The sequence below is a fragment of the Anaeromyxobacter oryzae genome (assembly GCF_023169945.1).
Classification (GTDB): Bacteria; Myxococcota; Myxococcia; order Myxococcales; family Anaeromyxobacteraceae; genus Anaeromyxobacter; species Anaeromyxobacter oryzae.
In genome coordinates this window covers 4,689,247-4,701,551 of sequence record NZ_AP025591.1, presented here as the reverse complement: position 1 = coordinate 4,701,551, position 12,305 = coordinate 4,689,247, and the positions used below count along the sequence as shown (strand labels likewise).

Here is a 12,305-nt window from a genome sequence, read left to right as displayed (position 1 = left end):
GAGGAACAAGAGGTCGCCTCGAAGCTTCGGCTTCGGGGCTCGAGCTCCGAGAGGTGGACGTCGTGACTTCCTATGACAGCGCCAGCTTCGCCGCGGGCCAGGACACCGGCGCGCGCATGTCCGCATGCGTCGCGCGGCTCGCGGCGCTCCAGCTGGTCGAGGACTCGCACTGGTGGAACAGGCGCCGCCGGCGGTTGATGGCCCGGGCCCTGGTCTCGTGCGCCGAGGAGCTGGAGAGCGTCGCGGACGCGAGCGGGCCGTTCGGCGCGGTCGAGCCGAGGCGCGAGCCCATCTTCCCGCAGCGCCTCGGCGACCCCGGCGAGGTGGAGCGCACCGCGGGCGCGCGCTGACGCGGAGGTCACCTCCGGGGCTCCGGTGCGGTCTCCGGCGCCCCCCCGTCCGGCGTCTCCTGGACCAGCCCCGCCTGTCGCGCCGCCTCCTCGAGGAACGTCCAGACCGCGGCGATCCGCGGGACGTCGCGCAGCGCGCGGTGCGCCACGAGCCACAGTGCTCCGCCCGTGAGCGGCGGCAGGGAGCGGCGGAGTGCGGGCGCCAGCGGGAGCTCCACGAGCCCGGAGCTCCTCGCCGTGTGGGGGTCGGAGAGGAGGACCCCGACGCCGGCCGCCGCGGCCGCGAATTGCGCACCCATGTGGCTCGTCCGGACCACGATCTGCGCCGCGGGCACCCGCTCCGCCACGAGCCGGGCCGGCGCCAGGTGGGCGAGGTCGTCGCCCCACGTGATCCAGCGCGCCTGGTCCAGGCGGCGCAGCGTCCCGAGCTCGGCGGCGTAGCGCGGGGCACCGTAGACACCGCCCATCACCTCCCCGAGCTTCTTCACCAGCAGGTCGCCGGAGGTGGGGCGGGTGGTGCGGACCGCCAGATCCGCCTCCCGGCGGGTCAGGTCGGCGTAGGCCACGGTCGCGTCCAGCACGACGCGGAGCCGGGGGTGACGCCGGAACAGCCGCGGCAGCGCCGGCGCCACCAGGAACTGCGCGACGCCCGGGGGAACCGTCAGCCGCACCTCGCCCTCGGCGAGCTGCTCGCGGCCCTGCGCCGCGAGGGCCAGGCCCGACGCGGCCCGCTCCATCGCCTCGGCGTGCGGGCCGAGCGCCTCCGCCACGGCGGTCGGAAGCAGGCCGTCCGGCGTCCGATCGAACAGGTGCACGCCCACGGCGGCCTCGAGCGCGTCGAGGCGGCGCGACACGGTGGACGCGTTCACGCGCAGCCGCGCCCCCGCGCGCGACAGGGATCGTGTCTGCAGCAGCGCCAGCAGCACCTTCGCGTCGTCCCAGCGGAGCCCTTGCACGATCGCAAAGGTAGCCCGCGGATCTGCGCGTTGCCATGCGTTCTCGCGCCGCTCATGTTCCGGGGCGAACAGGAGACGAACGCATGACGACCGGAACGCAGATCCCCGATCCCACCCTCCCCACAACCCAGGACGGCCGGCCCGAGCTGCACGTCGTCTTCGGCGCCGGCCAGATCGGCGCCCGGCTCGCGGACGAGCTCCTCGCCCGCGGCCTCACGGTCCGGATCGTCCGCCGCGGCGCGACGGGCCGTCCGCGCCCCGGCCTCGAGTGGCGGCGCGCCGACGTGGCCGACCGCGACGCGGCGGCCGAGGCGGCCCGCGGGGCCGCCGTGGTCTACGACTGCGCCAACCCGGCCGAGTATCACCGGTGGGACGAGGTGCTCCCGCCGCTCAAGCGCGGCGTCCGCGAGGCGGCCGCCCGCGCCGGCGCGCGGCTGGTCGTGCTCGACTGCCTGTACATGTACGGACGGCCCGAGCCCGGCGTGCCCTTCGACGAGGACACGCCCATGCGGCCGTGCAGCCACAAGGGCGAGCTCCGGGCGATGCTCGCGCGGGAGCTGTTCGAGGCGCACGCCCGCGGCGACGTCAGGGCCACCAGCGGTCGCGCCGCGGACTACTTCGGGCCCGAGACGCCCACCGCGCTCCTCGGCACCCGGTTCGCGGCGCGCGTCGTGGCCGGCAAGCCGCTGGAGATGGGCGGCGACCCCGACCAGCCGCACGGTTACAGCTACGCGCCGGACGTGGCGCGCGGCCTCGCCGTGCTGGGCACGAGCCCCGCGGCCGACGGGAAGCCCTGGCACCTGCCCGTCGCGTGGACCGGCACCACGCGCGGGCTCGTCGAGGCCATCGCCGCGGCGCTCGGCCGCCGCGGGACGGTGCGGGCGATCCCGGACTGGGTGCTGCGGGCGCTGGGTCTCGTCGATCCCTTGCTGGGCGCGGCGGCGGAGATGACGTATCAGTGGAAGGTGCGGTACGTGCTCGACGACCGGAGGTTCCGCGCCGTCTTCGGAATGGGCCCGACCGCGCCCGAGCAGGCGGTGGCGGAGACGGCGGCATGGATCCGCTCGCTCGCGGCCTCGCGGGCGGCGTGATCCCGGGGAGTCACGCGCCGTCGGCCGGGGTCGGAGCGCGAGGGCGCCGGCCCGCGAAGACGACGTAGATCGTGGGCAGGACGAGCAGCGTGAGCAGCGTCGAGGTGACGAGGCCGCCCATCACGACGACGGCGAGCGGCCTCTGGATGTCGGCGCCGGACCCCGTCGCGTAGAGCATCGGCAGGTGGCCGATGAAGCTCGTCAGCGCGGTCATGAGCAGCGGCCGGAACCGGAGGTCGCAGCCCCGCTCCACCGTCTCCGCCACCGAGAGGCCGCGCTCGCGGAGCTGCTCGAAGAACGCCACGAGCACGACGCCGTTCTGCACCGCGATCCCGAGCAGCACGATGAAGGCGACGGCCGCCGAAACCGAGAGCGGCATCCGGAAGACGACCACTGCGACGACGCCGCCGACCAGCGCGAAGGGGAGGTTCAGCAGCACGAGCGACGCGTGCGCGACGGACCCGAGCGCGAGGTAGAGGAGCAGGGACACGAGGGCGAGCGCCACGGGGACGACGATCGCCAGCCGTCGCATCGCGCGCTCCTGGTTCTCGAACTGGCCGCCCAGCCGCAGGTAGTAGCCGGGGGGCAGCTCCCTCTCGAGGCCCTGGATGCGCGCGCGGACGTCCTCGACGAACCCTCCGAGATCGCGCCCGCGGACGTTCGCCTCGACCACCACGCGGCGCATGCCGTTCTCGCGGCTCACCTGGGCCGGCGCCTCGACGAGCTTCACCCTCGCCAGCTGCGCGAGCGGGACCCGGGTCCCCTCCTGCCCCGGGACGAGCAGCCGCCCGATCTCGTCGATGTCCTTCCGGCTCTCCTCGGGGAACCGGACCGTGATGGCGAACCGGCGCTGCCCCTCGATGAGCGTGGACGCCACCCGCCCTCCGATGGCGGTCTCGATCGTGTCGTTCACGTCGCCCACGCGGATCCCGTACCGGGCGGCGGCCTCGCGATCGATGTCGAGGTCGTACTGCGGCATGCCCGAGACCTGCTCCACCTTCACGTCGCCGGCACCCCGGACGCCGCTCACGGCCGCGCCGATCCGGTCGGCGAAGCCCTTCAGCACGTCGAGATCGGGGCCGAACACCTTCACGGCGAGGTCGCTCTTCACGCCGGAGATCAGCTCGTTCACGCGGAGCGCGATCGGCTGCGAGAAGGACAGCCGGAGCCCCGGTACTTCGGAGAGCTCCTTCCGGATCGCCTCGACGAGCTCGGCCTTCCCGCGCCCGGTGCTCCAGGCCTTCCGCGGCTTGAGCATCACGAACACGTCCGTCTGCTCCGGGCCCATGGGGTCCTCGGAGATCTCCGCGCGCCCGGTCTTCGAGACGACCGTCTCGACCTCCGGGAACTCCCGCAGGCGCTTCTCCATGTAGCTCGCGACGCTCACGGAACCGGCCAGCGACGCACTCGGCAGCCGGACCACGTTGATCGCGATGGAGCCCTCGTCGAGCGGGGGCATGAACTCGGTGCCGACGAGCGGCACGAGCGCGGTCGAGAGGACGAGCAGCGCCGCGCTCACGGCGATCGTCCGGCGCGGGCGAGCGACGGCCCGCCCGAGGAGCCGGAGATAGCCCCGGTGGAACCGCCGGACGAGCCGGAACTCCCTCTCCGGCTCCTGATTCAGCAGGGTCGCGGAGAGCACCGGGACCACCGTGAGCGCCACGGCCAGCGACACCAGCAGCGCGATGAGCATCGTCGTCGCGAGCGGCGCGAACATCTTCCCCTCGACGCCCTGCAGCGCGTACAGGGGCACCAGGATGACGGCGATGACGAGGACCGAGAACGCGACCGGCCGGGCGACCTCCCGGATCGCCATCGCCACGACCTCCGGACGGCTCCGCCTCGTGTCCTCGGCGAGGTGCCTCCGCACGTTCTCGACGACGACGATCGACGCGTCCACCACCATCCCGACCGAGAACGCGAGGCCGCCGAGCGACATCAGGTTCGACGTCAGGCCCGCCCACCCCATCACGATGAAGGAGACGAGGAACGTGAACGGCAGCGAGAAGAGGACGACCACGGCGGTCCGCAGCTCCGCCACGAACAGGAACAGGACCAGGATGACGAGGATCCCGCCCTCGAGGAGCGCGTCCACGACGGTCTCGATGCAGGCCTCGATCAGCGAGGTCCGGTCGTAGAAGACGCTGATGCGGGCGCCCGGGGGCAGCGTGCCCCGGGCGGCCTCGATGGCGTCCTTCACCCCCGCGACGACGTCCTTCGCATTCGCGCCCTTCAGCATGATCACCATGCCGGCGACGGCCTCGCCGTTCCCGTCTCGGGTGACGGCGCCGAACCGCGGCTGCGCGCCGATCACCACGTCGGCGACGTCCCGGAGGTACACCGGCGACCCGTCGAACGCGCCGAGGACGATCCGCTCGATGTCGGGGACGTCGCGCACGAGGCCGACGCCGCGCAGGTACGTCTGCTCCCAGCCGGCGACGACGACGCCCCCGCCGGCGTTTCCGTTGGACCGCTCGATGGCCTCGGAGACGTCCCGCACCGTGAGCCGGTACTTCACGAGCCGGTCGGGAAAGACGAGCACCTGGTACTGCTTCACGGCGCCCCCGAAGCTGTTCACCTCGTTCACGCCGGGGATGGGCCGGAGCTGCGGCGCGAGGATCCAGTCCTGGATGGTCCGGAGGTCCATCGGCGAGAGCCCTTCGCCCTCGAGCGTGTACTGGAAGATCTCGCCCAGGCCAGTGGAGATCGGCCCGAGCTCGGGCTCCACGCCGGAAGGCAGGTGCTCGCGTGCGCCGGCGAGCCGCTCGAACACGACCTGCCTCGTCCAGTAGGTCTCGGCCCCGTCCTCGAACACCACGACGACCTGGGACATCTCCGCCTTCGACATCGAGCGCACCTGGACGACGCGAGGGAGCCCACGCATCTCCTGCTCGATGGGGAAGCTGACGCGCTGCTCGACGTCGACGGCCGCGAGGCCGGGCGCCTTCGTGAGGATCATCACCTGCGTGTTCGTCACGTCGGGGAACGCGTCGATGGGCAGGCGCTTCCACGCGATCCATCCCGCGATCGAGAGCGCCGCGGCGACGCCGAGCACGAGGAGGCGGTTCTTCAGGAGCGACTCGATGATGCGCATCGAAGGCCCCTAGTCCGCGCAGCCCGCGCCCATCTTCGAGCGCAGGACGTCCGACTTCAGGAGGAAGGAGCCGTCCGTCGCGACCGTCTCCCCGCCCGCGAGCCCGCCCCTCACCTCGACCCAGTCGACCCACCTCCGTCCGGGCTCGACCGGGCGGCGGATCCAGTAGTCGCCGTGGTGGTGCACGAAGACGAAGGCGCGCCCCTCGTCGGAGAGGACGGCCGCGGAGGGCACGGCGAGCGCCTCCTCCTGCCCGGGCAGGAAGATCCGGACGCTCGCGAACATGCCCGCGCGGAGCTTCGCGTCGGGGTTCGCCGCCGCGACGCGCACCTTCACGGTGCGCGTCCGCTCGTCCATCGTCGGTCCGACGAACTCGACGTTCCCCGGGAACGTCGAGTCCGGGAACGCCTTCACCCCCACGTCCGCGCGCAGCTTCCCGGCGCGCTGGGCGTCGAGCACGCGACCGAGCTGGTCCTCGTGCAGATCCGCCCAGACCCACACGGACGAGACGTCGCCGATCGTGAGGATGCTCTCCTCGGGCTTGACGAGCTCGCCCGGCACCGCGTGCATCTCGAGGACGATCCCGTCCGCGGGCGCGCGGACGACGAGCCCGCCGTCACCCGAGCTCCGGCCCGCGCTCGCGAGCCGCTCCACGTCACCCTTCGCGACGCCCAGCCGCGCGAGCTTCTCCTCGGCGGCCCGGGCGCGGATCTGCGCCGCCTCGAGCTCCTGGCGCGCCAAGAGGTACTCCTTCTCCGACGAGATCTGCTCCTTGCGGAGCTGCGCCTGCCGGTCCGCGCTCGCGCGCGCGAGCCGCAGCGTCGCCTGCGCCGAGAGGTAGTCGCTCTCCGCCTCGCCGATCTGGACGCTCTCGAGCTCCACGAGCCCCTGCCCGCGGCGAACGTGCTCGCCGAGGGTCGCGTGGACCTTCCGGACGGTCCCCTCGATGCGCGGCGAGACGTGCGTGACGCGGCGCTCGTCGAACCGGACCTCGCCGGTCACCGCGATCGGCGCCTCGACGCGCCGCCTCGAGACGATCGCCTTCCTCAGGAGCCCGCCCTCGACCAGCCTGGCGGGCGCGCGCACCACCCCGACCCCGTAGCGGCACTCGTCGCACTCGTACGTCTTCTTCCCGTGCTCGCAGGTCGCGGCGAGGAGCTCGTCGACCGGTCGATCCAGGTCGGAGACCTCCGCCTCGCGCCCGTGGCCGTGCTCGTCGTCCGCCGCCGTCTTCGCGGCCGGGGCTGGCTCGGAGCCGTGATTCCCGTGCTGGGCTTCGCCGGCGCTGCCGGCCGGCTCCCCCGAGTCCCCGTGCCCACCTCCGCGGCACGCGATCGCGACCAGCGCGGCGAGGACGGCGACGACGTTCGTGTGACTGCGGATCATGGCAACTCCCGACCGGACAGGAGGACGAGCGCGCCGCACTCCACGTCTCGCTCGCGGGCGCTGGAGAGGAGCTCGCGACGGGCCTGGAGCAGCACCCGCCGCGCATCGATGACGTCGAGGATCCCCGTCTCGCCGAGCTGGAACGTCCGCTCCAGCGTGCGCGCCGACTCCTCGGCGCGGGGGAGGATGCTCGTCTGCTGGCGGTCCGCGATCGCCCGGGCCCTTCCGCAGGACGCGAAAGCCTCGGCCAGCGCTGCGGCCAGCGCCCGCCCCTCGGCGTCCGCCCGGCACGCCTCCGCCGCCGCCGTGGCCTCGGCCCGTTGCACGCGTCCCGACTTCCAGTCCCACAGAGGAAGCTCGAGGGCGACGCGGCCTCCGACGGCCTCGCGGTCGAGCTCGCTCGCGTAGAAGGCGCCGACCGAGACTCCGGGGATGCGCGACCGGCGCGCGACGGTCGCCTCGGCCCTCGCCGCCTCGGCGCGCGCGAGGGCGGCCCGGAGGCGCGGGTGCCTGGCGAGCTCGACCGGCAATGCGATCGACCCGGGCGGCAGGGGCGACGCGGGGAGCTCGACCCGCTGGATCGAGACGCCCAGCCACGCGCCGAGCTGAGCGAGCGCGCCGTCGCGCGCCGCTCGCGCGGCCGCGACCTCGTTCCTGACCCGCTCCAGCTCGAGCTCCACGCGCGGGACCTCGACCGGCCGCCCCTCGCCTGCCTCCACCCTGCGTCGGACGAGCCGCGTGAGCGCCTCGACCTGCTGCTCGGTGGCCTCGAGGGTCTCCACCTCCGCCTGCGCGTAGCCCGCGCGCACGTGGAGCCGCCACAGCTCCGCCGTGACCTCGGCCCGGAGCATCTGCGCCTCGGCCGCGGCCTCGTCGACCGTCGCGCGCGCGGCATCGATCTCCGGGCCCCGGCGCGCCATCCACTCGAGCGGGATCGTGAGCGCGAGTCCCCATTCGTTCCGGCTCGCGGATCCTTCCCGGGCGCTGCCGCGGCCGGCGGTCGCCTCGAGCTCGGGGTTCGGCGGCGTGCGCGCGGCGGAGAGTCCCCCCTCGGCCGAGCGGACGCGGGAGCGCGACGCCGCGATCCGCGGATCGCGCTCGATCGCGGCAGCGACGTCCCCCCAGCGGAGCGGCGGCGGGGCTGGAGGAGCTCCCTGCGCGAGCGCGGGCGCCCCGTAAGCGAGCACGAGCGCGCACGCCCATCGACGATGTGCAGACAAGTCCGGTTCTCCTGGTGCGAGACGTTCGAGCGCCCGGCGCGCGCGCGCGGACGATCGGGGCGCGCAGGCGATCCAGGCCGAGGCCGGGCCGCTCGCGCAAGCGGGACGTCACTGCCTCAGGAGATCGGGGGGCGGAACGGACGCGCGGGCTCTCGCGGTGGGAGCGCCAGCTCGGCCGCGGGCACGGACGTGGGCTCGGGCGCGCTCAACGTCGCGACGACGACGGCGGCGGCGGGCACGACGACCTGGGTCGCGCAGCAGGTGCAGTGGTGCTGCGTCGTCCCGCACCCGTGCTCCGGCCCCTGATCGCCCAGGTCGCCGCGGTCGGCGGCCGTGTGCGCGACGTGCCCCGTGCGGACGTAGTGCACGACCGCTTCCCCGGCCTCTGCGAGGCCGGGGACGAGCCCGTGAACGAGCATCAGGACGAGGAACAGTCGCACGATCGTGCGAATCCTAGCGGCGCGGAGGCTCCCAGGCAAACGGCTGGGCGGCGCCCGGCCCGCCGTTCGCGCCCGCGCCGCCGCGTCGACGGCGTTCGCTGCCGGTGGCGCCCTCATCGAGCGACCCCATCACTCCGGTGATCGAGGTTTGACCTGCGCGCTCCGCGACGATCATTTTGCCCGCGCGCGAAGCGCGCTTGGGGAGGAGAGAACCATGGCGACCTACGTGAGCCTCATCCGGTACACGGACCAGGGCATTCGCAACGTCAAGGAGAGCCCGGCCCGGCTCGACGCCGCCAAGAAGGCGTTCCAGGGGGCGGGTGGCGAGCTGAAGCAGTTCTTCCTCGCGATGGGCGAGTACGACATCGTCATGATCAGCGAGGCCCCGAACGACGAGACGGTCGCGACCATCGCGCTCAGCCTCGGCTCCCTGGGCAACGTCCGCACCGAGACGATGCGCGTGTTCACCGAGAGCGAGTACCGGAAGATCATCGGCTCGATCCGGTGAGCCATCGAGCCCCGGGCGGCGTAAGCTGGGCGCGGCCACCGCGGCGCGGGTGACCACGCACTGCGAACCGCTTCTCGGGCCACGATGCGCGAGTCCTACATCCAGCGGCAACGGGCCGACCACGGCCGAAGGGCCGTGGCGGTGCTCCCCATCCATTACCCCAAGGAGCTCCTCACCGCGCTCGACCTGCTCGCGGTCGAGGTGTGGGGCCCGCCGGGCGCCCCGCGCGGCGACGCGGCCGGGCGGATCCAGACCTACGTGTGCCCGGTCGCCCGCAACGCGCTCGCGTTCCTCGCGTCGGGGGGCGCGGACGTGGTCGACGCGGCGCTCTTCCCGCACACCTGCGACTCCATCCAGCAGCTCGCGACGCTCGCGGCGGACTTCGGCGGCTGGAGCAAGCCCGCGCTCACGTTCCTCCACCCGAAGGGCTTCGGCCGGCCGAGCTCGCGTCGCTTCCTCGCCGAGGAGCTGCGCGCGCTGGCCGGGAAGCTCGAGGCCGTGGCCGGCCGTCGGCTCGAGCCCGAGCGGCTCTCCTCCGCGATCCGCCTCCACCGGGAGATCGACGCTCACCGCGCAGCCCTGCTCGACGGCCGGGCGACCCTGCCGCTCGACGACCCCGACCTGTACGCGCTCCTCCGGCGCGGCGAGTGGCTCTGGCCGGAGGACCACCTCGCGGAGCTGCGAGACGCGCGCAGGCTGCTCGGGACCGCCGCGCGGCGGGACGGCGTCCCGGTGCTCGTCACCGGCTACGTACCCGAGCCGATCGGCGCGCTCGCGGTCCTGAACGCTGCGGGCGCGTACGTCGCCGCCGACGACTACGCCGCTGTGGGCCGCCGGATCGTGCGCGAGCAGGACGACGCGATCGCCGACCCGTGGGACGCGCTGGTCGCCCGGTACGCGGCGGCACCCCCGTGCCCGACGCGCGCCGCCGACCAGGACGCGCGGATGCGCTACCTGGAGGGACTCCTCGAGCGGAGCGGCGCGCGCGGGGTGATCGTGCACGTCGTGAAGTTCTGCGAGCCCGAGCTGTTCGACGTGCCCGCCATCCGCAGGACCTTCGCGGCGCGCGGGGTCCCGCTCCTCCAGCTCGAGGGCGAGCTGGAGCGCCAGCTCTCGGGACAGACCGTCACGCGCCTCGAGGCCTTCGCGGAGCTGCTCTCGGGACCCGGGGGGCGGGCATGATCCTGCGGCGCGCGCAGTACGAGCTGGCCTCCCGGGCCGTCGGCCCCTTCCTCGCGGCGCTCGACGACTGGCAGCGCCGGCACAGGAAGCGTCCGCCGCGCGAGAGCCCGTTCGCCCCACCGCTCGAGTCGCTCCGGGCGCTCAAGGACCTGATGACGGTCCACTACTTCTCGGGGCGGTACGCGGACGGTGCCGTCCCCGTCGCGTGGGTGACGAGCGGGTTCCCGGTGGAGCTGCTCCGGCCGCTCGGGTTCCACACCGTCTACCCCGAGAACCACGCCGCCATGTGCGGCGTGCAGCGGCTCGTCCCGGCCCTCTCGGACGCGGTCGAGGCGGCCGGCTACTCGCGTGACCTCTGCAGCTACGTCCGCTCCGACCTCGGCTCGCTCGAGACCGGCCGCTCGCCGGCGGGGCGGCTCCCCAGACCGGATCTGCTCGCCTGCTGCACCAACATCTGCCAGACCGTCCTCTACTGGTACCGGGATCTGGCCCACCGCTTCGGGGTGCCGCTCGTCCTCGTCGACACGCCGTTCGTGTACGGCGAGGCGACCGCGCACCAGCTGCAGTACGTCGCCGATCAGCTCGAGGAGGCGGTCGCGGTCGCGGAGCGCGTCGCGAACCGGCGGCTCGACCGCGGCGAGCTCTCCGAGGCGGCGCGGCTCGCCCGCGACGGGAGCCGGCTCTGGGGCGAGTGCCTCGACACGGCCCGGAGCCGGCCCGCCCCCTGGACCGGCGTGGACGGCTTCTTTCACCTCGGGCCCATCGTGGCGATGCGCGGGACCGAGGCGTGCAACGCCTACTACCGCCTGCTCCTCGACGAGCTGAAGGACCGGGTCGCCAGGGGCATCGGCGGCCTCAAGGGCGAGGAGCGCCACCGGCTCCTCTGGGACAACCTCCCGGTCTGGTACGCCACCCGCGAGATCACCACCCTGCTCGCGTCGGGGGGCTTCAACTTCGTGTGCACGACCTACACCAACGCCTGGGCGGAGGCGTCGCGCCTCATCGACCCGGCCGATCCGATCCGCTCGGCGGCGCGCTGCTACACGCAGGTGCTGCTCAACCAGGACCTCCCGAGCAAGCTCCGGCTGCTCGAGCGGATGGCGCGGGACTTCGCGGTGGACGGCGCCGTGCTGCACAGCGACCGCTCGTGCAAGCCGTACTCGGTCGGCCAGGTGGACCTGAAGGACCGGCTGGCGAGCGACCTCGGCGTGAAGGCCCTGCTGCTCGAGGCCGACCACAACGACCCGCGCGCCTGGGCGAGCGAGGTCTCCACGAACCGCCTCACCGCCTTCATGGAGAGCTTCGCGTGAGCGCCCCCGTGGCGATCGGCGTGGACGTCGGCTCGACCACCTGCAAGGCGGTGGCGATCGATGCCGCGGGCGCGCTGCTCGCGCGGCGCGTCGAGCCGACCGATCCCCGCATCGAGCGGCAGGTCCAGCGGCTCGTCGGAGCGCTCCGCGAGACGGCGCCGGGAGACCTGCCGATCGGCGCCACCGGCTACGGGCGCAAGCGCGTCCCCGGAGCCCGGGCGCTCACCGAGATCACCTGCCACGCCCGCGGCGCGTTCGCGCGCACCGGCCGGCCGGGGGTGCTCGTGGACATGGGCGGCCAGGACACCAAGGTCATCCGGATCGGCGCCGCGGGCGAGGTGGTGGACTTCTCGATGAACGACAAGTGCGCCGCCGGCACGGGCCGCTTCCTCGAGGTCATCCTCGGGCGGCTCCAGGTGCCGCTCGAGGGCCTCGCCGAGCGCGTCGCGCGGGCGCCGCGCGCGGTGCCGGTCTCGAGCACCTGCACCGTCTTCGCCGAGAGCGAGGTCATCTCCCTCGTCGCGAGCGACGAGCCGCTGGACGGCATCGTGAAGGGGCTCCACGTCTCGCTGGCCTCGCGGGTCGCGTCGCTCGCCCGCGGCATGCAGGATCGGGGCGAGGTCCTGATGAGCGGCGGCGTGGCCTTGAACGGCGCGATGGTGGCCGCGCTCCAGGAGGCCCTCGGCCGTCCGGTGCGGGTCCTTCCGGATCCACAGCTGATCGGGGCGCTCGGGGCCGCGCTGTCGGTCGCGCCGGGACGCTGACGCG

Annotated in this window: 11 protein-coding genes; 6 read left to right on the top strand and 5 right to left on the bottom strand. The window is 73.8% G+C overall.

Annotated elements, in window-relative coordinates:
* Window positions 1-62 precede the first annotated feature (62 nt).
* Complete coding sequence (locus AMOR_RS20620) at window positions 63-350, top strand: hypothetical protein (protein ID WP_248353652.1); 288 nt, start codon at window positions 63-65, stop codon at window positions 348-350.
* An 8-nt stretch (window positions 351-358) separates the two neighbouring features.
* On the opposite strand, the gene AMOR_RS20615 is transcribed toward AMOR_RS20620, so the two are convergent.
* Window positions 359-1,306, bottom strand: a complete 948-nt coding sequence (locus AMOR_RS20615; protein WP_248353651.1) for a LysR family transcriptional regulator — start codon at window positions 1,304-1,306, stop codon at window positions 359-361.
* A gap of 83 nt (window positions 1,307-1,389) precedes the next feature.
* Between AMOR_RS20615 and AMOR_RS20610 the strand changes: the two genes are divergently transcribed.
* On the top strand, window positions 1,390-2,397 hold the full coding sequence (locus tag AMOR_RS20610) for an NAD-dependent epimerase/dehydratase family protein (protein WP_248353650.1): 1,008 nt from the start codon (window positions 1,390-1,392) through the stop codon (window positions 2,395-2,397).
* Window positions 2,398-2,407: 10 nt separating this feature from the next.
* On the opposite strand, the gene AMOR_RS20605 is transcribed toward AMOR_RS20610, so the two are convergent.
* The 4 genes from AMOR_RS20605 to AMOR_RS20590 all read right to left on the bottom strand — a co-directional run bounded on the left by AMOR_RS20605 (window position 2,408) and on the right by AMOR_RS20590 (window position 8,537).
* Window positions 2,408-5,491: an efflux RND transporter permease subunit gene (locus tag AMOR_RS20605; protein WP_248353649.1), complete on the bottom strand. Its 3,084-nt coding sequence runs from the start codon at window positions 5,489-5,491 to the stop codon at window positions 2,408-2,410.
* Between the two features lie 9 nt (window positions 5,492-5,500).
* Window positions 5,501-6,877, bottom strand: a complete 1,377-nt coding sequence (locus AMOR_RS20600) for an efflux RND transporter periplasmic adaptor subunit (protein ID WP_248353647.1) — start codon at window positions 6,875-6,877, stop codon at window positions 5,501-5,503.
* A complete protein-coding gene (locus AMOR_RS20595) occupies window positions 6,874-8,097 on the bottom strand; it encodes a TolC family protein (RefSeq protein WP_248353645.1) in 1,224 nt (407 codons plus the stop codon). The genes AMOR_RS20600 and AMOR_RS20595 overlap by 4 nt, the downstream gene beginning before the upstream one ends.
* Window positions 8,098-8,213: 116 nt before the next feature.
* Window positions 8,214-8,537, bottom strand: a complete 324-nt coding sequence (locus tag AMOR_RS20590; protein ID WP_248353643.1) for a hypothetical protein — start codon at window positions 8,535-8,537, stop codon at window positions 8,214-8,216.
* A 214-nt stretch (window positions 8,538-8,751) separates the two neighbouring features.
* Here AMOR_RS20590 and AMOR_RS20585 point away from each other — a divergent pair, with 214 nt between their 5' ends.
* From AMOR_RS20585 to AMOR_RS20570, 4 genes are all read left to right on the top strand, one after another.
* Window positions 8,752-9,045 carry a GYD domain-containing protein gene (locus tag AMOR_RS20585; RefSeq protein ID WP_248353641.1) on the top strand — a complete coding sequence of 98 codons (294 nt, stop codon included), beginning with the start codon at window positions 8,752-8,754 and terminating at the stop codon, window positions 9,043-9,045.
* A 135-nt stretch (window positions 9,046-9,180) separates the two neighbouring features.
* On the top strand, window positions 9,181-10,227 hold the full coding sequence (locus tag AMOR_RS20580) for a 2-hydroxyacyl-CoA dehydratase subunit D (protein WP_248353640.1): 1,047 nt from the start codon (window positions 9,181-9,183) through the stop codon (window positions 10,225-10,227).
* On the top strand, window positions 10,224-11,537 hold the full coding sequence (locus tag AMOR_RS20575; RefSeq protein ID WP_248353639.1) for a 2-hydroxyacyl-CoA dehydratase subunit D: 1,314 nt from the start codon (window positions 10,224-10,226) through the stop codon (window positions 11,535-11,537). The genes AMOR_RS20580 and AMOR_RS20575 overlap by 4 nt, the downstream gene beginning before the upstream one ends.
* Complete coding sequence (locus tag AMOR_RS20570; RefSeq protein ID WP_248353638.1) at window positions 11,534-12,301, top strand: acyl-CoA dehydratase activase; 768 nt, start codon at window positions 11,534-11,536, stop codon at window positions 12,299-12,301. The genes AMOR_RS20575 and AMOR_RS20570 overlap by 4 nt, the downstream gene beginning before the upstream one ends.
* Window positions 12,302-12,305 lie beyond the last annotated feature (4 nt).